Annotated in this window: 10 protein-coding genes; all 10 read right to left on the bottom strand. The window is 51.2% G+C overall.

Annotation, left to right across the window (positions count from 1 at the left end):
- Positions 1–111 precede the first annotated feature (111 nt).
- The 10 genes from ACG2E4_RS15310 to ACG2E4_RS15265 all read right to left on the bottom strand — a co-directional run bounded on the left by ACG2E4_RS15310 (position 112) and on the right by ACG2E4_RS15265 (position 23,270).
- Positions 112–2,325, bottom strand: coding sequence for a bifunctional rhamnulose-1-phosphate aldolase/short-chain dehydrogenase (locus ACG2E4_RS15310; RefSeq protein WP_395277113.1), 2,214 nt, complete (start codon positions 2,323–2,325; stop codon positions 112–114).
- Positions 2,326–2,412: 87 nt separating this feature from the next.
- A complete protein-coding gene (locus ACG2E4_RS15305) occupies positions 2,413–3,825 on the bottom strand; it encodes a purine-cytosine permease family protein (RefSeq protein WP_395277112.1) in 1,413 nt (470 codons plus the stop codon).
- 713 nt (positions 3,826–4,538) lie between these two features.
- Positions 4,539–7,988 (bottom strand): ThuA domain-containing protein, encoded by a 3,450-nt coding sequence (locus ACG2E4_RS15300; RefSeq protein ID WP_395277111.1) that lies wholly within the window; start codon positions 7,986–7,988, stop codon positions 4,539–4,541.
- Between the two features lie 494 nt (positions 7,989–8,482).
- Positions 8,483–11,353: a glycosyl hydrolase gene (locus tag ACG2E4_RS15295; RefSeq protein ID WP_395277110.1), complete on the bottom strand. Its 2,871-nt coding sequence runs from the start codon at positions 11,351–11,353 to the stop codon at positions 8,483–8,485.
- Positions 11,354–11,749: 396 nt separating this feature from the next.
- Positions 11,750–13,072, bottom strand: coding sequence for a Gfo/Idh/MocA family protein (locus tag ACG2E4_RS15290; RefSeq protein WP_395277109.1), 1,323 nt, complete (start codon positions 13,070–13,072; stop codon positions 11,750–11,752).
- A gap of 649 nt (positions 13,073–13,721) precedes the next feature.
- Positions 13,722–17,219 carry a PVC-type heme-binding CxxCH protein gene (locus ACG2E4_RS15285; protein WP_395277108.1) on the bottom strand — a complete coding sequence of 1,166 codons (3,498 nt, stop codon included), beginning with the start codon at positions 17,217–17,219 and terminating at the stop codon, positions 13,722–13,724.
- Between the two features lie 95 nt (positions 17,220–17,314).
- The gene (locus ACG2E4_RS15280; RefSeq protein WP_395277107.1) at positions 17,315–18,556 is read right to left on the bottom strand and encodes an SGNH/GDSL hydrolase family protein; all 1,242 of its coding nucleotides are present in this window, start codon (positions 18,554–18,556) and stop codon (positions 17,315–17,317) included.
- Between the two features lie 85 nt (positions 18,557–18,641).
- A complete protein-coding gene (locus ACG2E4_RS15275; protein ID WP_395277106.1) occupies positions 18,642–19,808 on the bottom strand; it encodes an FG-GAP repeat domain-containing protein in 1,167 nt (388 codons plus the stop codon).
- Positions 19,809–19,840: 32 nt separating this feature from the next.
- Positions 19,841–21,352 (bottom strand): sulfatase, encoded by a 1,512-nt coding sequence (locus ACG2E4_RS15270; RefSeq protein WP_395277105.1) that lies wholly within the window; start codon positions 21,350–21,352, stop codon positions 19,841–19,843.
- Between the two features lie 442 nt (positions 21,353–21,794).
- Positions 21,795–23,270 (bottom strand): RagB/SusD family nutrient uptake outer membrane protein, encoded by a 1,476-nt coding sequence (locus tag ACG2E4_RS15265; RefSeq protein ID WP_395277104.1) that lies wholly within the window; start codon positions 23,268–23,270, stop codon positions 21,795–21,797.
- Between the last annotated feature and the right edge of the window lie 23 nt (positions 23,271–23,293).

The following is a 23,293-nucleotide window of genomic DNA, read 5'->3' as shown; positions in this document are numbered from 1 at the left end:
GTGAGAATTAACATCCCTAAGATATTGAATATCAAGCGTTTGCATGGCCTTTCTTAGTTTAAAATTGTTAAAATCCTAACCCCTAAACGCGTTAAAAGAGAACTTTGAGCATTAGCGCAGGAAAGCTTCCGTCAGGCCGCCATCAACCGGAACGATGTGACCGGTTGTGTTCTCCATGTTTGAGCTTAGTAACTGGTAGATCGCTTCGGTCTGCTGTTCAAGCGAGATCGGTCGCTTTGTAAGGGTGCGGCTGGCATAAAACTCAGCCAGTCGTTCCCGCAGAGTTTCGGTATCCTCGTCATCGCTAAAGTCGATGCCGTACTTCGTAAGTGACGCCTTGACACGGTTGCGGGGAAACATGCTGCTGCCTTCCACCACTGTGGCGGGAGCCACGCCGTTAACACGAACATTGGGAGCAAGGTCGATCGCAAGCTCGCGAATCAGGTGGTTGGCCGCCGCCTTGCTGGTATCATAGGCGAAGCTTCCGGCTTTCGCTACCACGGCGTTGGCACTGGTTGTTATCACCATGCTGCCCTGCAGCCCCTGCTTGTCCCAGATCCTGGAAGCCTCATCTGCCACGATAAAACTTCCCTTGACGTTGACAGCAAAGCTCTTGTCCCAGGCGCTGTCACTCAGGTTTCCGTCATCGTCTGGTGTGGGATAGAGTCCCGCGGTTACCACCACATTGTCTAACCCGCCATAGGCGATGGTCAGCTTTTTCAGTGCGTCCTGAACAGAGCTTCGGTCCGTAATGTCGCAGCCCACTCCGATCACATCGCCCGATCCGCTGATATCGGACCCCGCAACGCCAATTCCCATTCCGATCTGGTCGAGAACTTCATCCGCGGTTCCGGTGGCCGCTTTTTCATCGAGGTCGAGGGCGGCTACGGTGGCTCCCTCTTCAATCAGTCGCGAAACCAGTGCCTTGCCGATGCCGCTTCCGGCTCCGACAACCGCAATAACCTGCCGGGAGAGCTCATCTTCCGGTGGCATGCGTTTCAGTTTGGCAATTTCAAGAGCCCAGTACTCTATATCATAGGCTTCCTGCTTGGAAATTGCAGTATAATTGCCCACCGATTCAGCTCCTCGCATGACCCCGATGGCAGCCGTATAAAATTCGGCGGTGACCCGTGATTCACTCTTGTTTTTCCCCCAGGTAATCATTCCAAGACCCGGAATAAGAATTACAGTGGGATTCGGATCCCTCATATCAAATGGATCTTCCGGACTGCAACTTTCGTAGTATTCAATATAATCCTCTCGGTATTGATTCAGTCCGTTGCTGATCTTATCCTTCAGTTGATCGATATCTTCATCCTGCGGATCCCACTCAACGTACAAGGGCTTTATTTTGGTCCGAATGAAGTGATCCGGACAGGAGGTTCCCAATTCTGCAAGTTCAGGTGCATCCTTTGAGTTGATAAACTGCAGTGTAAGCTCATCATCCTGAATCGTCCCGATAAATTTATTTTCCCTGCTTACCTGACCCCGGATATAAGGTAAAACTTCAGAAAGCGCCTCACGCCGCTCCTCTTTTGGCAACGATTCATATTGTTGTCCACCGTAAGATTCTTCTCCCAACTCATGTTCAGACAGGTAATCTGCCGCTTGGTTAATCAGTTCAAGGCTAAGCTCGTAGCATTCTTTGTCGTCATTGGACCAATTTATCAGCCCATGACCTCCAAGAATGATACCGTCGATACCCGGATTTTCTTCGATGGTTTCCTGCAGTTTAAGTCCAAGTTCAAAACCGGGTCGCATCCAGTCAACCCATGCCATGCGATCACCATAGATCTCCTTCATCAGCTCCTCCCCGTTATCAGCCGTGGCGATGGCAATAATAGGTACCGGGTGGGTATGATCAACAAATTTGTATGGAATAAAACTGTGCAGCGGGGTATCGATAGATGGTGCCCGCGGATTCAAATTATAGGTACAGTGGGCATAATACTCAGTCATTTTATCCTCGGCAGGAGTTTTCAAACCGGTATTTTCAAAACCGGCGTAGACCTCCTGGAGATCCAGTAATTTCTGCTGGTAGAGGGAGGCGAAATTGGGACGTGTAGCCGTCCTGAGATCTCCCCCTGAACCTTTGACCCACAGCACCTCAACTTCTTCTCCGGTAATGGGATCCTCTTCCATCACTTTACTGGATGTATTCCCTCCACCGGTATTGTTGATGTAGGCATCACTTCCCAGCAAATTTGAACGGTAGACCAGGCGGTCGAGGGCATCTTTGCCTTTAACCTCCGCATCATCCCACTTGCTTTCAACTTGTCTGAAGTAATTTTTGACGGTACTTTTGTTCTTTTTATCTGAAGTCATAACTGTTCCTGTATTCAAGTCTTACACTTTTTGTTAAAATTAAAAATTCAGTCAAATCGTCTTCAACCGGCTCGGACGGCATGCAGATTATGTTTTGGCCATTTCTACATTGGCTGCCTTTTGAAACCTGTCTTGCTGCAGTTTGCTTAATCCCACATACAGCAGTATCGCAATAAACCAACCCGGCAGACCGAGAAAGAATATTTCCACTCCCATATACAGGTAAATAAACAGGCACAGCAACAGTGTGACGAACCACGTAAGGCCTGCCGACCAGTTAAAATCCATTTGCACCAATTCTGCGAAATTGCTCTTCATCCCGATTTTCGGGAACACCATCACATCCATGAATATTACGGCTCCCATCGGCATCAAAACCAGGCCATAGAGGGCTACAAAGTCGAGCAGCAGCATAACAAGCGCCGGGAAGCATGCGGCAATTGAAGTCACCAGCCCGGTAAACAGGGTCACCTTCCACCGCTTCCAGTTGGGAGTAACCGATTGAAAAGCCAGTCCCGCTCGGTAAATCGTTGGATTGGCGGTGGTCCATCCTGCAATGACCACGCAAATGGCGCCGGCCACACCGGCACTGTTATAAGCGATGATTCCCGGCGCTATAGCTCCCGCGGCCGCGGCCGTAAGTATACCGGATGCCATCCAGGCGATAAAATGTCCAAAAAACATGCCTGTTGCCGACGAAAATCCATGCTGCCATTTTTTTGCAAACCGCAGAATCGACATATCCGACATTCCGATATGCATGGCCATATTGGCAAACCAGGCAAAAAACATCACGTGCCAAAAGGTAAATTTGCTCTGCCCCTCCGCGGGCGTCCCGGTCCATATTTTCTCCTGGGCAACCGTCCAAAACTCAGATACCGAATGAACCCCCAACTGTGGCAAAACCGCCAACGCAGCCGCGACAAAAACCAGGATCATCCAGGGAAACGCAATATTCGCAAACCGAGCCACATAATCATAACCCAAAATGGCTACCAACGTGATTATCAGTCCCACGATAAAAACAGTTACAACCCATCCAATGCTGGTAGGCAGCCAATCTCCCAGTCCCGGCATGGGAATACCGAACGGCAGCCCCACCGCAGTGGCTGACACCGCAATCATGGAGCCAGCCAGGAAACAGAACATCAGCGCATTCACCACATTGTAAATGGAGGCGAGCTTTGGCCCGCAAATTTTTCTCAATTGCCAGTAGAGCGTAAGCTTGGTTTTTACGGCTACCGGTGCACAAAGAAACGCCCAGCTCAGCACCGCAAGTATGTTTCCAACAATCAGGCCCCAAATAAGATCGTAGGCGGCAACCCCGTGGGCTACAAACAACGGTCCAATAACGAATTCCGTGCCGGCTGTATGTTCCCCGGCGTACATTCCGAGAAAGCCTTTCCATCCTTTGCGCTTATTTTCAGGTACCGGTTCACGTTCAAACTCGTCTATTGAGTCTAACCGTGTATCCAGTCTTTCCAAAAAACTTTGTCCCATGCTTGTTGGACTAGTTTTAATAATTAGGTTTACATTAAGAATTTGCCGATACCTGAGTACTGTTGCCCCGGCCCTGTTTTTACAAGGTTAAATATCTCGGGCTTTACAGTAAAAGCTTCACGTTCTAAGAGACTGTCATGCCTGCAATCTACTGAAAAAAAGCGATGATTTATCAGGGACTGCTAGCATGGATAATCGGTCCTGGTCAAAAAAATGTGGCTACTAGATCCAAGGAATTACAGCACCCGCGCATCGGCGATAAAAGTATCGTTTTTCTAAACTTAATATTCAACAGGAAAAGAGCTTCGCGAAACTCATTTCCTTTACGTCCAGAAGGCACCTGTTGATTTCTTTTTTGTCCACCGTCCATTCGGACGGCTTACCTGCGTGCAAGTTGATTTTTGAAAACGACTAAACCGGTTAAGCCAGACCACCTTCTTCACACGCAGACACCGAGCGTTTCAGGATAGAATATTTGCAAGGCACAATCACAAATTCCGGGATAGCATGGCCTCGGGAAATCTCCATGCAAAACTGATTTTAAGCCCCCAATATAAAAAAGAGGCAGTATCTATTAAAAGAGGGCTTTGCAAAACCACGGGTTTTGCAAAGCCCCCCTACCTAATAAATACTACCTCCTGGTACCAGTATGATTTTTGTCATACCTGTAAAACGAGCGCCTGCCCGTGCATCATGCAATTATAAAATATGAGCTAATCAGCCATGAACTCAATCATCGACAAGATCAGGGTACCGGCATCCCTGGGATTTTCAGGACGGCTGACGATATACAGATCATGCATAGCTCCATCCGTAACCGGGTCGAGCGTTACCGTTAGCGGCTGGAAATAGGGACCTTCTCCCGAGGGATCAGGATTCGATTCAAAGGTTGCCTCGCCGATCTTTTCTCCATCTGACGCCCCCAGCCGAAACTCAAATATATAATTTGAAGCCAAGGGTTCCTGGGTAACGGTCGTCAACCGTGCGGAGTTGATCCCCGTCAGGTCAATTTCGTCCAGGCTGAATGAACCGGCCTCCTGAGGAACCATCATAAGCAGATTCCCGTCATAGGTCATTGTTGAGTAGCCCTCCAGGTTGTCGGCCTCCGCAAAATTCATGGTACTGTTGCGCAGATACTTGCTCGCGTTACCGGTAAGAGGCTTAATATTTTCCCCGCCGCGGTCGGTGAAACTTGCCGACAACACGAGTACCCCGCTCTGCGTGGGCTTTTCACCCAGTGTGGGATCAACCGTTCCGGACCGGGGCAGCGACTCTTCCACCTCACCCTCTCCGGCCAGCGACTGTATCCATGTGACGATATTCCGCGCGTCGGCCTCCGTAATATCGAGGTGGGCCGGCATTACAGTTTCGCCCCATACTCCACCTCCACCCTGGATAATTTTATTCACCAGGTGGGGAACCACATCAGAAGAATCCTGGTATCGTTCGGCGATCGCCATGTAGGAGGGACCGATCGACGAAGAGTTCAGGGTGTGGCATGCCTGGCAATCAAGCGACTCAATCATGCTCTGGCCTCTCATCGCTTCGGTCATCACCTGGTGCCCGCGGGAGGCCTCCGCCAGATCGCTTCCTTCAATGTAATCGGCCGAAACGACCAGCGAGGAAAGATCATCTGCAGCCTCCGGGTCATCCTTGTCTACTACCTCCACTTCGTACTCAACCGGGACACCGGGGAAGTAGAACGTGCTGTTGCCTTTGATATTGATGCTGACCTCCGGGGCCGCATTGCCTGCGTACACCGACACCGGATTGCTGGAGCGCGTGAGCCCGCCTTCATCACGCACCTCCACCGAGATCGCATATTCTCCTATCTCGTTAAAGGTGTGTTCAATGCGCGGTTCTGTTGTTTCTTTCGTCGTTTCATCCCCGAGATGCCAAATATAGGTTAATGCATCCTCTTCGGGATCGCTGGCTTCCACGGTGGCCTCCAGCGTAAGCGGCAGTGTACCTGATGTCTTGTTGACCGCAATATCCTCCACGACCGGTTTTCGGTTCCCGGGATTAAAGTCGATAATTGACAACCCGGAATCATCATTTCTAGAGAACCATCCGCTGCCGTACTCCAACAGATACACACGGCCTTCGGGCCCCACTTCCATATCGATCAGGGCGTTGAAGTCGGTATCTGCCATGAACGGTTCCATTTTGGAGAAGTCCCCGTCAGGATCCATTGTTACCAGTTTTATCCAGCCGCGAATCCAGTCATATATAAACAGTTTTCCGTCAAAATAGTCGGGCAACCTCGTATTTTCGGGATACATATCGGTATAATACACCGGGCCGGCCATCGCATTTCGTCCGCCGGTACCCACTTCCGGGAACTCTTCGGAGGCGGCATATGGATACCAAATAAAAGCGGGCTTTGGCCTGGGAAGCTCCCTGATGCCGCCATTCAGCCTTGAATCGTTCACCGGGTTTTCTGGATCAAATGCTTCACCCGGCTCGCCCGTGCCATAATCGTACCGGTGATACGCGTAGTTATTCCCGATAAACATCGGCCACCCGAAGAAGCCGGCTTCACGCGCCTGATTGATTTCATCGTACCCGCGCGGGCCTCTTGTTTCCAGGCTGTCGTTGTTGGCATCGGGGCCGACCTCCCCCCAATAGAGGTATCCCGTCTTTTGATCTACAGAAATGCGGTAGGGGTTGCGGTTGCCCTGCACATATATTTCGGGACGGGTCCCTTCCCGGCCGGGTTCATACAAGTTGCCCTCCGGGATGTCGTAACTGCCATCTTCATTGACCCGGATCCGCAGGATTTTACCCCGCAGATCATTGGCATTTCCGGAAGAACGCATCGCGTTATACTGTCGAAATCCCTCGCGTTCATCAAGGGGAGCGTACCCATCAAGCGTATATTTTTGGTCAGGCTGATTAAACGGTGTTGAATTGTCGCCGGTGGACAGGTACAGCAGGCCTTCACTGTCGAAAGCGATTGATCCCCCGGTATGGCAGCAGATATCGCGCTGCGAATAAAATTGAAGGATAATTTCTTCCGAGTCCATTACGATCTTATCGTCCTGAAATGTAAATCTCGATAACCGGTTGACGGAGGTATCAACAGGACTATAAAAGATGAAGACGTGATTGTTTTCCTCGAAATTGGGATCCGCCTTGATCCCCATCAGTCCCTCCTCGGCATTTACTCCCTCCACATCGGTCTCATGATATACATCCAGGAACCCGGCGTCTGTGAGGGTAGAATCACTGTTTTTATAGAGCGATATATGGCCGCGCCGCTGGGCGATCAGCACATCCCGGTTCGGGAGAATCGTCATTTCCGTGGGTTCAAAAAACGCTCCCCTGACCAGCTCCTCCTTTGAAAAACGGTTGGCTGCGGGCACGCGTTCGGTTGTGGCCCGGGAGTAGTCGAGCACACGATTTTCCCCGATGGCGTACTGAATGCCCGCCAATATGTGCCGCAGGTACAGGTCTTCGGTAAAAGACTCACTGGTATGTCCCAGCCCGGTATAGTAGGCCCGCCCGCCGTCGTAGTCATGGTACCACGCAATCGGGTGGTACCCCATGTCGGCTCCACCCTGGTAGCTCTCCTCATCAAGCGTCAACAAAACATTGACCTCGTCATTGAACTCCTTGTAGCTGTACCACTCGTCGGTCCGCGTCCACGGATCCGGCAAAAATTCGGTCGAGGGATGAGTCGCATCCTCTACCGTCAAGGTTCCCTCCTGCACATTGGGATGCGGGTCATTGATACCGGGGTGATCAAGAAAATAACCGCCCACCATATCGCCGTACCATCCCCAGTGGTATTCCGTATCCGCTGCGGCGTGAATTCCCACATAGCCGCCCCCGGCCTGGATATACCGTTCAAAGTCAGCCTCCTGGTATTTATTCAGCACATCTCCGGTCGTGCTCAGAAAAATAACGGCGGAATACTGCTTCAGGTTTTCCTCGGTGAATGTTGCGGAGCGGGTAGTGGTATCAACTTCAAAGCCGTTTTCCGCCCCCAATTTCTGAATAGCTGCAATGCCATCCGGTATTGATGCGTGGTGATAGCCCGCTGTTTTGCTGAAGACCAGCACTTTTGGCGGACCGGATCGTTTATCTGAACAGGATGATATAAACAACAAGGCGGGAACTAATACACAAAGGTATTTCAATAAATGTGCGTAACGTGTCATGAATATTCGATTTTAAGTTTCAGGATGATTCCTGGAATTGAATTGCTTTGCAAAATAGCTGACAATATTACCTTCCATCACCAAAAGAGGGGTAAGAAGTTCCGAGAGGCACTTCTTACCCTTCCTCTGATACAACTGTTGTTCATGCAAATACGGTGTTCCTGAAAACTTATGTAGTGATATCCCAGATAAATCGTGCCTGCGCGGACGGGTTCCAGAAACCCTACGATCTGACTTTTACCGGACGAGATCCCCGAAACCACCATATAATTTACAGTTACCGAAACGTATGTTTCGGCCCTTAAATTATATTCCGTTGCATTCCCTTTATCAATATCTTCCCTGTTTTCAGGCAATCACTGTTTTTAAACGTTCCCAATATTCAATTTTTATTCAACGCCTTCAACTCTTTTTCATTTTTTTTCAAATTTTGCTTTACCGCGACATGGAACCCGAAATCCAGCAGGTTTTTTTTCGGACTTCCACCAGGCGACCTATTCCACGACCTGTACCGGCTGTAAAATGACCGGGCCCAAAAGTCCTGATGCGCGGGGACTCCAGGAAGAAGCGTCAAACAGCCCCCTCCGGTTCCGGTTCTCCCCAAGGCGTGCCGGGAAATTGATATTGTAGAACTTTTTCCAGTTCACCTCCTGCTGGTCCAGCCGGGCAATACGGTTCGCCATCAGGTTGGAGACCTCCACCTTCAGCGTGTTCTGCTCCTGTAACTGTTCCCCTTCGATAAAAAGGGAAGAGCCGGGACCATTCAAGATCCCCAAATCCTCTCCATTTAAATATACGCGTGCACTGTGTTTTACTGTTCCCAGGTCCAGGATCCACCCGTCCGCGGAGTTCCCGGGAGCGGCAAATGCGAGTTCATAGACGCCAGTACCCGAAAAGTGATCGACTGGGCCGGTACCGGTGTCGGTCCACGACTTAAGATGATCCAAGTGCACCGTATCCGGCAAAACAGGACCGCCGTCCCGGAACGACAACGTCCATTGTCCCTGCAGAGGCAGGGGGTCGCCCGCTGCCTCCGTATAGCGGTACTTCGGTCCCCCGACCCCGCCATCATACGTTTTAACAATAATGGACTCCCCGGGGTCAAGCTGGAGATACAGCTCCGTTGCACCTCCACTTCCCTGCCGTACCCGGGCATATCCCGCAGCATCCCGGGCCGGATCAAAAATCGCGGCCGATTCCGCCTCGCGGGACAGAGCGATCCACCCGTCCACGGTCTCCTCACCCCAGTTTGTAATAAAATAGTGGTGACCTGAGGAGTGGCTTCGGCGGTTAAACATCAATTCATGGTCGGCCATCTTTTCACGCTGAATACCGGCATGTGCCAGCAGCGCATCCAGGTTTTCACCACGCAGGATACGGCCGTTCCCTACCCGGGCCTCTTCCACCCCGCCCGTATCTGTTGCATTAAATTCAAGCTGCTGATTCAGTTGTTCAAGCTGCTGCTGGCGCGATTGCAGATCCCCGAGCCCCGGAACTTTTCCCGGGAGTCCCCCGTAGGCGATGAGCGTGGCCCCCGATTCTGCCAGCGCCTGCAAATGACGCATGGTGGACAGGGGGATATACTCGCTCTTCGGAACTACGATCGTGCGGTAGGTAGCTGCTCCCTCTGTTCGAAGGTCCCGTCCGTCGTTCCCGGTCCTGGCCAGCTGGCTGTCCGAAATAAAATCAAACCCGTAGCCCTGCTCCACCATCTGCTCGGCCGCCTGTTTGAACGGGGTGCCGTCAAACGGGGCTCCGAGTCCTCCTTCAAAATGGCGCAGCAAGCCGTACCCGGGTGTGGCCCACTGGTCTTGGATGGGGAAATAGAGCAGAATATCGTTATCGGGCTCGCCAGACTGCATAAACGACTGCACCCGGGCTACGTAGTGGTTGAAGGCTCCAAAATGATCCCAAAAAGGATTGCGGTCATTGAAATGCACCGCGGCATAAAACAGCCATCCCGGCCATCGCTCTTCGCTGGGGGAATAGGCCGTTCCGTGATAAAAAACGTGGTTAATACCACTGATAAAATATCGATCGATCGCCTTTTTGAGATCGGACAGTGAGGAGGTAAAGTGCTCGTTCAGCCAGGTTGCCGCTTCAGCAGAGGAGCGTTTTTTGCCCGTTACATTTGCGGCGGACGATGCCATTTTAGCCCGTAATATATCGGTCCCCTCCGTCTCCGGGATATCGCTGGCGCCATACAGGTCCAGGAGGTTGCCGGGTGAGCCGTGAGCCTGGTTGCGGATGAGTGCATCATGCTTGTCAGCCCACGCATCCCATCGCCGGGTAAACTCCTCCAGCAACAACGTTGAAATCGTTTCACGGTAATCGGTTAACACGCGCCTTTTTTGCTCGGTAACAACCCCGCCCAGCAGCGCCGGGAGATGTTTACGGAGATCATATCCCTGCTGCTGTTCAAATTTGTCGAAAAACCCGGGCGTCCAGTTGGCTTCCCCTTCCGCATCATCCACCTCGTAGGAATCGTTAAAAAACGAGCGGAGTGAGCTGATATCTTCTCCCGCAAAAGCGGAATCGAATGTTGCCAGGTAATGATTGAGTGCCTCATTAGAAAAATGATCAATCGCGAAGCCTTCTCCCCCGGGCGCGGCCCGTTCCACCATCTTGCCGTGCCATCCCCGGAATACGGCATAAACCATCCAGTATCCGTTGGGGGCGGTCCAATGGAGCTCGCCATTCTGATCAACCCGGTCGGTCAAATCGATCGAACGACCGTCAGCCGAGTAGCCAACTACGGCCAGCAGCGGCAGCTCTTTTTCAAACCGGACCTGTTCGAGAGCCCAGTACTGCAGGTGCTCATTTTGGCCTATCGGCTGCTTGAGCTCATCGATTGTCAAGCGATCATTGCCGGCCGGCAGAGCTGAGCCGGTGTTGAGCTGATCCAGGTTCTGCACGCTGTTGCCGATTGCGCGCAGGTACGGCTGCTGCGTATGCTGAATCGATTTCGACAGCTGCTCTCCCCCCTTGAGTGGAAAACGCTTGAAATACAACCTTTTGGAGGTGTGATCCTCATCTACCCAGGGACCGCCAAACGGCCAGCCTGTACCCGTAGCCATATCGATACCCAGATTAAGCCGTTCGCCTTCTTTAAGCGTATGCTTCAGCATGTCAATCCAGCGGGGCGACAAGTAGTCAATGAATCGATCTTCATATCCTGCGACCCCGTATATCGGCGTAATCTCAACCCCTCCGATATTGGCTTCCTTCAGTTTTTCCAGTTCGCGGGTAAGGTTCTGTTTGTCAACCGCACTACCCTGCCACCACCAGCGGGTCCACGGTTTGTGTTCAGACTCAATTTCCGGCCACTGCGGCTGCTGAGCCTCCACCGGTGTACTGGTAAGCATCAGCAGTGAGAGTACCAGAAAGCATGGGAATATGAAAAAAAGATTACGAGATGTGCCAAAATATGAGCGCTCCATCATCACTTCCGTATTTAGCAAAAATTTTAAACAGGGTTACCGGTTGGTTGAGAATGTCAAATCGACATTTTGTTCAATTTCAATATGTTCGTGCAGGTATAACCTTTTCCAACCAGGCATTTCGGATTCCACAACGCCTGGGAACAGGTTCCGAACAAAATTCCCGATTTTAACGCCTTGGTATTTAAAAATTAAATCTGTGGATTTCTACCTCAAAACCAGGATTATTTTCCTCCAGGCTTAAATAATCACGCCTCAAACCAGCCGCATTTTCTTTATTTAATTGCGGATTCTGAAGCTTCCCATCCGGTCGTGCAACCTTTACACCGTCCACGGCTCGCGGTGAAATCCCGAGACCAGTTCATTGGCTTTCTTGCTGTTGGTGACCCGCTCCTGTTCGCGGTCCCATTCGATCCGCTCTTTTGACCGGAATGCGATATTCCCCAGGTGGGCTGTTACGGTAGAATGATGACCGACCTCCACATCACAGATCGGCTTGTTGCGGGATTTTATGCAGTCCAGGAAGTTACGTACGTGCTTGGCGCGGGCGTTTTCCTCGACCTCCATATTCAGTGCTTCCAGCTTGCTGCCCGGTTCCGGGGTCAGCCTGAGTGATCCCCTGTCGACAAAAAGCGTGCCCTCGGTCCCGTGAAACAGGATACCGTATCCTTTTTCATCAATCGGCTTGCTGTTGAGCACGCGATTTTCGTAAGTACAGACAAAATTGGGATACTGGTAGGAAGCAGAAAGGGTATCCGGCGTTTCGCGGTTATCCTGCAGGTAAAATTTACCCCCGACCGAGGTTACGGTTTCCGGCGCCTCCACCTCCATTGCCCAGTTCACAATATCCAGCAGATGCACCCCCCAGTCGGTCATCATGCCGCCGGCATAATCCCAGAACCAGCGAAAGCTGGCCCATCGCTGGTATTCCATCTTCTCATTCAGCACTACACCGAAACGGTTGATGTTAAACGGACGCTTTTGGGCCGGTCCCAGCCACATATCCCAATCCAGTCCCTCTGGCGGAGCACTGTTGCCCGGGTTCCCGATCCCCTCAGGATAGTCGTTGCCGTAATTCCAGGTACGCACAAAACTGATGGGACCGAGATCGCCCGACTGTACAATCTCCACCGCCTCCTGGAACACGCGGCCTGAACGCTGCATTGTCCCCACCTGCACGACCCGGTTGTTCTGACGGGCCGCTTCCACCATCTTTCGTCCCTCCTCGATGTAGCGGGAAAGTGGTTTCTCTACATATACATCCTTTCCCGCCTGGCAGGCCAAAATGGTATTTGGTCCATGCCAGTGATCGGGGGTGGCAACGACAACCGCGTCCACATCATTTCGATCCAGAATATTCCGGAAATCATTGGAAGTATCAGCGCCGGGTACCTGCGCAGCGGCAAAATCCAGGTTTGGCTTGTACACATCGCTCAAGGCGACGACTTCGGCATCAGATTCATCCAAAAAATTGCCCATGAGTCCACGCCCCTGGCGACCGACCCCGATTATACCCACCCGTATGCGATCGTTGGAACCGAGTATATTTCCATAACTCCGGGCATTGAGTCCCAGGGTGAGCCCGGCGGTACCGGCTGTTAATGTCTTAATGAAATTACGGCGGGAACTGGACTTTTCTGCCATATCGTATCTCCTTTACAGTGTCTGTTTAAAATTTCCGATAAGTATTATTCTGCCAGAAATACCTTCTCTCGTCACATGTACTGCTATTTGGGAAGAATAAAGAACGTTTAATAGTGAATTATCCCAGCTTATCCCAAAACTTGATTACCATCAGATCGATATACATACGGGGCATTTCAGATCTACTCCGGCGCCGGTTCACTCTGTGAATAAAAAACGCGGATCATTTTACCCAAATCCCAACTGATATTCCGGCATTCTCGTGTCGTGCAGGTTAAGCCATAAATTTCAAAGAGTAAAGCACCTTCTTAATAATTGTCGAGTTGCAAACAGAACGTTCCCAAAAGAAAAGAGGGCTTATACAAAGATTGGCCCGATATGGATCAGACAAAAGCATGCCGGACTTGGTACTGCCGGATAAATCGAATTCCGTCCATACGGACCCGGAATTCATCATCTTTATATTAGTTGAAGAGGGCTTTGCAAAACCCTCACTTCTTCGTTCTGAGGGAGTTGTACTACCACCTGAAAAATAGCAGGTTATGCAAAGGTCCCCTTGAATTGTTGAAAGCACAAGATTTGTATTAATGTCAATCTTGACACAGTATGCGGCTATATACAGACGTGACAACCAGAATTTTGATCAGCATCAGCTGCCCATTATAAGTCTTGTTTGGGCCGGTGAACTGCCGGGTTCCCGAACTTCAATCCGGATTGCGGGTTCTTCCCGATTATCGCGATTGATAGCTAGGGTAACCTCGTGAGTCCCTTTCGTTAACTCCGCCGTAAACGATCCGTTCACTTTCTTTATCATCTCCTCACCGGCCCATGCGGTAATCCCTTCTGTTGAGTTGAACACAAACTCCACGTTGCCCCCGGAAAGAACCTCGAGTTCAAACCTGACAAAGCTGTACTCCTGCCCGCCCTCTACCTCCATAACGGGCAGTTCTTTAACCGGCAGATCCCCGGAGACTTTACTGTATGCAGGCTGCCAACTCAACTCGGTGCGGTTTTGGGCCGGAAAGTTAATTCCCGTTTTATTGATTTGTCCAACAATCTCTTCGTTGCCGGGCAGGGTACGCCAGCGCCGCACCAGTTTCTCATTCGGCACCCGGTATTCCCCTGTTTCCCCGAGCTTGGACAGGAACCCGATCAGGTCGACAAATTCCTGCCGTTCCAGTCCGGCCGTCAATCCCGGTGGCATCAAAGATCCGGGGACAACCTCCTGCTTTTCGATCTGATTTACCGGTATGGATATTTCGTCTCCTGAAATATCACGCAATATCAACTCAGAAGATGTTTCATTCACAATATATCCCCTGACTTCGCTGCCATCTTGTCGAACAACGCGATATAGTTCATATCCATCTTTTATATCTTCACTTGGGTTGAGGATCCCATTGATAATATAATCGGTGGGTGCATTTGCTCCCAGGCTACTTAAATCGGGTCCCATCAGGCCCCCCGCTCCCCCTATCGCGTGGCAGCTTTCGCAGTTAAGCTCCCGGTAAATCATTTCGCCGCGCGCGGGATCCGCACTTGCCTTGACATCGAGCTCGAGCCTGTTGAACTGCTGGCTGGTCAACTCCTGTGGCATCCGTTCCGGGGGCAGTTCCCCTCCCGATGCCTCGAAAGCCTGCCTGAGGGCTTCCACGTCCTCATCTTCTCTCCTGTTAAATGGAATTTGTCGTTCCATGAGCTTCCGCCCTTCCAGCGCAATCTCTTTGGGGATTTCCTGGCTGGAAAGCTTTTCTGCAAGTATTTCAATGCCCCCTTCCTGAGAAAAGAACGCCGAAAAAAGATCCGCTGTGCCGGCCTGACTTGATACCTGCCGGAATATTTGTACAGCATTGGAGGCAGCTTTTTCCAAATCCAACCTGACAAGCTGCTCGGCGGCCATTATTCGCAACTCGTCGGGGTTCCCCGATCCACTCATCTCTGCTAACATGTTCAGGCTTTCCTCGCCACCAAGGGAAGCCAACGCATCAATCGCCGCCGGTCTCAGCGCCTCCTTGCCTGTTTTCGCAATATCGGCAAGGTCCTCTCGTAGATGCTCAAGATTCCAGTACCCGGTGAGCCGCACCGCATGCCGGGCAATTTCCACATTTTCGCTGTCGATAAAATCGATGATTCGATCTATACCTTCAGCCGGTTTTACCTTGCGCTGGCGGGCCGCTTCTGCGAGCGACGCCAGGTACGAGGCCCGCCTCTTTCGGTGGACGTCGGCATCACTTGTGGCCAAATCCAGGATTACCGCCAGATCCTCCGGCGTTCCCCACCGGGCGACGGAGTTAAACAGGTCCTCGTTATATTCTTCAGGCATCTCCCCCTGCTGGTAAAGCGTTAGCAAATGACCGACCGCCTCCGGATTGGGAACCGATTTTAATGCATACGCTCTTTTCCGGGGATCCCGGAGGAAGGTTGAATCTGTTTGAAGCCTCTCCATCCAGTACGGCTCCAATTCACGGACGGTTTGCCAGAGAGCAAAATCCAGGAAGGTATCCATGGGGTCATCCAGCACAGAAAGGGCCGTCGCCGCCGCTGTCGCATTCTGCTGGTTGCGAAGAGTGATCACCGCTTCCAGACGCACTTTCGCATGATCATCTCTCACCGCCTGTTCCAGCAAACGGGCGGCGTTATCAATATTCTCATACCAGTAGTTCAGCACCCTGACAGCGGCAGCTCTCACCTGGTGATTCCCGGCATGCAGCGTTTTTTCAAGTAGCGACTGATTAACAGCATCTACCGACTGAAATACCCAGAGCGCCTCCAGCAGGTACTGTTCGTAACGGGAGTCTGAAGCATCCAAACCATCGACCCATGATTTCAGTTCGGGTACCACCTCCTCACCCCCCCGCTCTTTCAACAGGCGCTTCGCCTGCGAGCGGGTCCACTTTTCCGGCCGTTTCAGGGCATCCAGGAGTTCTCCGGTCGATGCTCCTTTCAGTTCGGGTTTATCGACCAGGGGGCGATCTTTCGCCGTTATCCGCCAAATGCGCCCATGCGTATGATCCCTGCGCGGATCGCGAAAATCTACCTCCCCGTGCTGGATGATCGGATTATACCAGTCTGCAACGTAGATAGCCCCATCCGGCCCAATCGAAATATCGACAGGGCGGAACGCTACGTTATCGGACCAGAGCAGGTCCTCCGCCTGGTTCGAAACATACCCGCTGCCCTGCTCCTCCAGGACAAACCGGTTAATACGGTTTGCCCGAAAATCATTGGTGATAAAGCTGCCCGCCAGCGAATCCGGGAAATGCCGGCCTGAAATAATTTCCAGCCCTGAATGTTTCGGCTGACCGGGATTCAATCCTTCGAGTATTCGTTCCGCCCCGGGAGCCGATACAAAGGTGGCCCCGGGAAAGGCGTAGTTGATTCCCTCACGTCCGGCGCCGTCGGTTAAAAAGGATTGTCCCCACTTGTTAAACCGCAGTCCCCACGGGTTTACCAGTCCCCGCGCATAAACACCCAATTCCATTGTTTCAGGCTGAAAGCGCCAAACGCCTCCCCCTTTCAGCTCTTTCACCCCGTGCGGGGTTTCAACCCGGCTGTGTATGTAGATAGACTGGTTGAAATAAAATCGCCCTGCCGGTCCCCACCGGAATGTATGAACAAGATGATGGGTATCGCCGGTGCCAAATCCTGTCAACACCTTCCGCCTCTGGTCGGCTTTGCCGTCACCATTGGTATCCTTCAGGTGCAGAATTTCCGTTGCATTTGCCACATACGCACCGCCATCTCCCGGCAATACTCCGGTAGGGATATGCAGTCCCTCGGCAAAGACCGTCGAGACATCCGCCTTCCCGTCGCCCGTGGTATCTTCCAGCACATAAATCTTGTCGTTGGGCACCTCTCCCGGCTTCAGCTGCGGGTAATGCTCGCTGCCGACGACCCACAACCGCCCCTGCGCATCCCAGTTCATCTGTATCGGTTTAACCAGCATCGGTTCATCGGCAAACAGGTTGACTTCAAATCCGTCAGCCACATTCAGGGTTTCAAGCTCATACTGCGGATAGGGGTTGGGGACATTGCGCAGGTTGTCCTGCGCGGCTACCCGGACAGGAGAGATCAAAAGCATGTGCAGCAACACGATTCCGAGCAGGCCAACCGGAATTCTGCTGACGCCTCCAATCGTAGTATGCATCCTGTCCATCCAGTGATGTATCCCCTTGCCATTTGTCATTATACCGGGTTTCTGATTTCTCATTTCCGTACAAATAAATTTTTAAATTTCGCTTGCTACTTAACCGATTGTACAGTGCAGTGTTTGGGATGTGGCTTCCGCAGCTGAAATATCTGCCCTTCCAGTCTTGATATGAACAGGTCCAGCTGCTCCAGCTCCTTTGCATTCTGTCCCTGTTCATGCGATCTGAACCCGACCAGGTAGGTTCTGTTGGTGGGACGATATTTGCGAAAGAACAACTGGTTTTTATCCACGATACGCTCCCGCAATTCGTTGGCTTGCCGGAAGAGGACGCCCCGGTCAACCCGGACGCCGTCCGACCACCGCTCCGCCGATGCGGAAGCCGCGATATCCGAATCTGCCGTCAAAGTATAACACCCATTGTTGAGTCCCCTGACCTGAAAACGTATGGCATGTTCTTGGGTGAGCGTCTCCGAAGGCGGAGGGGGCAACGGAAGGATCGAATGGGCCAGGGTAAACTGCATGCGGTCGTCCTGGAAGTGGTTCTGCAGTATTGTGGTGGGTCCGGTGGACTCAATCACGTTCCCGGAAAGATCGATGCTAACGGCTGATTCCCGGGACGAAAGTCCCAGCTGGTCCTCCATCACGGACGCCAGGAAATAGTATCCATTCTCGTTCAGGTGAACGCCATCGGTTGTCAGCCGCTCCTTGTTGTTAATATCCTGTAAGGGATCGAACAGGTTGATATATCGCAGGTCCCGCTCGGCGGCCGTCTGGGCGATGACCGATGAATACAGCGCCAGGTTTTCATTGCGCTGGGTTATCCCTTCCCCGGAGGGGCCCCCTGCCAACTGGGGGATCGGAGACAGAAGGACCGCCCGGGCATCCAGCTCGTCAATCTTATCCAGTAATTTTTGCAAGCCCTCTTTAAACCGGGAGATCCCCTCTTTCCCCGCATAGGCCTCGTTGGCCCCGTACGCCACAAAAACAACTGTCGGCTCCACCTCCTCCAGTTGCCGGGTCAGCAATTCATAGGAGTCGGGCGGGGTGGTGTAGTAACTGCGGGCCTCCCCATGCACCGTATCTCCCGTCCATCCCAGGTTGCGAAACGTGATGTCCCGCCCCGGCCAGCGGGTGGTCAGCGCGTATTCAATATAGCCATACTCCAGGTCGTTCTGGATCAGGGAGTTGCCCAGCAGGACCACCCGGTCGCCGTGCCGGAGTTCAAATGGAGTAGACTTCTCCTCCTCGGATGTCGTGATTTCAGCCGTAGCACAGCCCTGTAAAAAAACGAGGAGTAGCAGAATTGACAAACTGGATATTTTAGCACTTCGCATTCTTCAAACTGATTTAAAAGTAAATTTACCGGAATCATTTCAGGGATATCTTCTTTTTATCCCCCATGCCCTTGACTACATGGTATCATCCCTCATTAAAAAACACGTAGAGCCCGTCTTTGCCGGCCACCACGATATCCTTACGGCCATTTTCGTTCAGATCCACCACCTCAAAAAAGATGCCGGTGCCCTTGCCCTCGCCGAGCGGTCCAAAACTGATCGTATTTTTAACAAACACCTCTCCGTTCCACTTGTAGTAATAGAGGCCAATCGGGTCATCGCCTCCCGGATCGTTGCCGTTGTGGGCGTGGTAGCGCTTCCCGGTGACCAGCTCATATTCTCCATCCCCATCGATATCGACCCATTCCATGGTATGAAACTGGGAGTTATTCGGATCGATGGAGTGTTTTATCCAGCTCCTGTCACCACCGGAGGTGACGCTCTGCTCATACCAGTCGAGCCCGTAGCTATGGCCCTGTCCCACAATCAGATCGTTTTTGCCATCTTTATTCACATCCACGACCAGTATCGGGACACTCGCATCATCCAGGTCAAACTCCTCATGCAGCGTCCACTCACCAGTTTCAAGATCCTCAGGGGCTTCCAGCCAGCCCTCACTAATGATAAAGTCTCCTCTTCCGTCGCCGTTGATATCACCGAATCCCAGCCCGTGTCCCTGGCGCTCGAAGACGGGTACCCTGGTAAAGGTGCCGGCCGGCTGCCCGCTGTCGTCCCGGTCCAGCGTATAAAATTTGAGCGGGTCGTTCGGGTTGTTCGGTACAATTTCCTGGTATCCGTCGCTGTCCACATCCCAGCTGCGGATCGTCTCCACATTTCCGGTTTGGTCGATGATATGTTCGCTCCACTCTGAATCATCGCCCGGATTTTCGTGCCACCGGATGCTTTTTCCAAACCAGCCGCCCGTAACGTAATCAACGTGGCCGTCATCATTTACATCCAGGGGAATCGTTGCAAAGTCATCCCAATATTCGCCGTACCGCTCCACCTCACCGATATATCTTTTTTGGGGGAAATCGGGTCCTTCGTACCAGAACGAACCGGAGACCAGGTCCAATTCTCCATCATTATTGACGTCGAAGACCCCGACGGATTCAAAACTCTCTGAGGCGACCTGTACTTTTTCGAACTGGACGGGGGGACTGGGATTTGGACTTTCCTGGGATAATGCTCTTGTACTAATAAGTAATAAACCAACTAGGAGTACGATCTTCATGAAATAAATATGATTCATAGGATTAAATGGTACTTTCAAATCGATATTAGTTATCTATCCGGGTGTGTTCCCCATATATACCTTTTTTCGGGATCAAAATCAGGATTTGGAGTGGGCAGGTCAGCGTTTACGTTTTTCTGCCAGTCTTTTAATAATCCATAAAGCTCTTCTTTCTTTTCGGGATACCACTGCTTCATATCTGTAGATTCGCTGATATCATATTCCAGATTATATAACTTCACTTCTCCCGTAACCTGGTTCTCCACGAGCTTCCAATCACCTTTGCGCACGGCCCCTGCCGGCACATCGTGATGATACACCGGGTAATGCCAATACATCGGTCGCTGGGGATCGAATTTATTTTCAAGCAACGCGGGTACAATCGACTTCCCATCTACGACCTGGTTTTCAGGCAGTTCGGCCCCGGCCAGCTCCAGGAATGTAGGGTAAAAATCGATGCTGCTGACCAGCGCGTCACTGGTGGTACCCGCAGGTATATTTCCCGGCCACTGTACAATCAGCGGTTCCCTGATTCCCCCTTCGTAGATGGTTCCTTTTTCTCCGCGCAGCGGAGCGTTAGAGCTGGCCACATATTGCAGCGGGTTATCCTCGTAATAAGATAAACTGTTTTGGGCAATCAGTGGAATCTTGTCAAAACGGGAAATCAGCCCGCCATTATCAGAAAAGAATACGACCATCGTGTTTTCATCGATGCCCAGCTGCTCCAGTTTATCCATCACGCGGCCCACACTTTGGTCTATGTGCTCGATCATGGCCGCGTAAACGGCATTGCCGGGATACGTACTGCTGTTCTCTTTATCCAGATACTTCTCTATAAGCTCCTTGTCGGCATCCAGTTGAACGTGTACATCAAAATGAGATAAAAACAGGAAGAACGGCCGATTACTGTTTGCCTCCATAAAGGCCAGGCTTCGATCAGTCAGAATCTCCGACAGGCGACCTTCCGGTTCAGGGGTGATTTCCGGTCTGAAATTGGAATCATAGTACCCGCCCCCGGCATATACATGCGAGTCGTCATATCCCTGGCTGGACGGTTGATGCTGCTGCTCGCTTCCCAGATGCCACTTGCCAAAATAGCCCGTAGCATAGCCTGCTTCCTTGAGTGCTTCGGCAATAGTCGTGATATCACCGGGCAAGTATTGTGTGTCGTTCGTAGGGACGGTTACTTTTTCATACGGTCGCCAGTGCCCAGGTATGAAGTCGTTGATGCCCAGCCGCGCCGGGTACTGTCCGGCCTGTATGCTGGCCCGGGTGGGGGAGCATACAGGGTTAGCCGCATAAGCGTTGTTGAACTGCATCCCCTGATTGGCCAGCCGCGTAATATTCGGCGCCTCATTAAATGAATTGCCGTAGCTGGGCAGATCGGCCCATCCCAGGTCATCCGCCAGAATAAAAACGATATTGGGCTGCTGTTGATCTGCGTTTCCCGTTATTCCTGATTGGGAAGATTGATTATTCTGACATCCCCCAAAAACCAATCCAGCTACCAGCAGGAAAAATCCAATTCGAAAATTGCTAAAAAAACCAATCGTAAGCTTCATCTATTAATAATAAACTGATGTTTTGATTTTCATATTACGTTTCAGAGGAATATGCCAAACTATCAATTAAATTGTTTTGAGTGAGTTATACTCCTGATTAACGTGCCTCTAGGGTCGGTGCCACAAAATTCGATATATAGCTGAACAGTTAAGTGGGAGCACTACATCCCCCAAACCCCCTTCGAAGGGGGACATTCTTGGCTGTACATTCTAACTGTACCCATTTTACCTATGTGACTTTTTTAGTGGTAATGCCCCTGGGGTCGGTGTCCCCCAGCCAGGCATTGGGTTCTGCAAAGGCATCCTGGAGTTAATCCAGTACGTTTTAAACTCTTTTTTCAGAACCCTTCGATATACGGCTGCTTCGAACCTCCCAAACCCCTCCTGTATTACAAGAGGGGTATATGAGGGAGGAAGTTCGAGAGTCTCTTTAAATCATGGATTAATATCCATATTGCGGTTCTATCCTGGCATTCAAGTCCAGTACGTTTTGCGGCAATGGCAGGTAAAAATGTTGCTTGCCGGTGATATCATGTTCTACGAAGTGTTGATCACTCATATCACTAAACCCGGTAAATGTTCGCAGCGTATCCAGCAGAACGCCCCAGCGGTTCAAGTCAAAGAATCGTTTCTGCTCGCTGGTAAACTCAAGTCTTCGTTCAAACCAGATGGCATGACGGAGGGATACTTTATCAGCAGGCCCTGTATATTCTTTGAAATCAACCCGGTTTCTTATTTGATTTAACAAATCGATCGCCGGATCTGGCTGCCCCATCTCATTTAGCGCCTCGGCTTTCATCATCAGTACCTCGGCATACCGAAATACGACGTGATTTTGCGGATCTTGTATGGTAGCGTCACCCAAGTAATATTTGCGGTTACCAGCATACTCATAGGTGGCAAATTTCTCAATACCGTCACTCATTTCATCTTTAGGCAGCAGGGCGTAATAGCGGCGAATGCTGTCGGCATGCTGAACTGCCTGAACTAATGAATGGGGACCGGCAGATCCTTTAAAGCCGGTAGTATTGTCATTATCGGTAGCATGTATGGTTTTATGCCATCGCTCATTGAATGAGCTGCTTGCCGCTCTGGTACCGTCATATTCAATCTCAAAGATGCTTTCGCTGTTGTTATTTTCCGCCCTGTTTTCTCCCCACATGGTTCCATATTCGGAACCGGGAACCAGCGAATAGGTGCCCAAATTGATAACATTGTCAGCGGCCTGCACTACGTCTGACCACTCTTCCAGGGTAAGGTGCACCTTGGCTTTCAGGGTATAGGCACTTGCAAGATTGGCTCTCCAGTTATCGGTGTCGGCCTTTTCGGGCAATCTTTCGATAGCAGCGTCAATATCACTTTTAACCTGAGAGTATATTTCATCAATGGAGCTTCGTGGCTGTGCTGCTTCAAACGGATCTTCATAGTGCTGCGTTAACAGCGGTACCTCGCCCCACAGGCGAACCAGGTTGAAATAAATCAGCCCCCTGAGAAAGAAAGCTTCTCCCCTGCGAACCTCGATTATTTCTCTTTCTGACTCCGTATATGTATCCATAAGTTCGGATGTTCGATCCAGCAGCAGATTAGCTTGCGCGACGCCATCTATCAGGCCTTCGTAAGAAACACCTAATTGTTCAACCCCGTTATTCATGGTGCCCATATCATCCCATGTGGGCGTTCTCTCACTCCAGGCATCATCGCTCATTTGATCGTTAAACATGCCCAGGGCATAGTTATAGGGAGTTGTTAGCTCGCCATAAATGGCATTCGTCATCTTGGTAACACCATCCGCATCCTTTGCCACATCTTCCATCTGACGGGCGGAAATCGGATCCATCTGTACAAAAGAATCCTCACATCCAGTAATTATGAAGGATATCGTGAGAATTACCAGCAATATTTGATATTGAGCTTTCATATCAATTGGATTTTTAAAGGTTA

It is taken from the genome of Halalkalibaculum sp. DA384, assembly GCF_043951955.1.
Lineage (GTDB): Bacteria > Bacteroidota > Rhodothermia > Balneolales > Balneolaceae > JAMQKA01.
Note: the sequence above shows the minus strand (reverse complement) of the source record. Positions and strands in the feature narration are given on the sequence as shown.

Bases quoted from the DNA above. Each gene is read 5' to 3' on its own strand.
- ACG2E4_RS15275 (WP_395277106.1), bottom strand. From the start codon at position 19,808: ATGAATCATATTTATTTCATGAAGATCGTACTCCTAGTTGGTTTATTA.
- ACG2E4_RS15305 (WP_395277112.1), bottom strand. From the start codon at position 3,825: ATGGGACAAAGTTTTTTGGAAAGACTGGATACACGGTTAGACTCAATA.
- ACG2E4_RS15270 (WP_395277105.1), bottom strand. From the start codon at position 21,352: ATGAAGCTTACGATTGGTTTTTTTAGCAATTTTCGAATTGGATTTTTC.
- ACG2E4_RS15310 (WP_395277113.1), bottom strand. From the start codon at position 2,325: ATGACTTCAGATAAAAAGAACAAAAGTACCGTCAAAAATTACTTCAGA.
- ACG2E4_RS15295 (WP_395277110.1), bottom strand. From the start codon at position 11,353: ATGCTTACCAGTACACCGGTGGAGGCTCAGCAGCCGCAGTGGCCGGAA.
- ACG2E4_RS15280 (WP_395277107.1), bottom strand. From the start codon at position 18,556: ATGCGAAGTGCTAAAATATCCAGTTTGTCAATTCTGCTACTCCTCGTT.
- ACG2E4_RS15290 (WP_395277109.1), bottom strand. From the start codon at position 13,072: ATGGCAGAAAAGTCCAGTTCCCGCCGTAATTTCATTAAGACATTAACA.
- ACG2E4_RS15300 (WP_395277111.1), bottom strand. From the start codon at position 7,988: ATGACACGTTACGCACATTTATTGAAATACCTTTGTGTATTAGTTCCC.
- ACG2E4_RS15265 (WP_395277104.1), bottom strand. From the start codon at position 23,270: ATGAAAGCTCAATATCAAATATTGCTGGTAATTCTCACGATATCCTTC.
- ACG2E4_RS15285 (WP_395277108.1), bottom strand. From the start codon at position 17,219: ATGCATACTACGATTGGAGGCGTCAGCAGAATTCCGGTTGGCCTGCTC.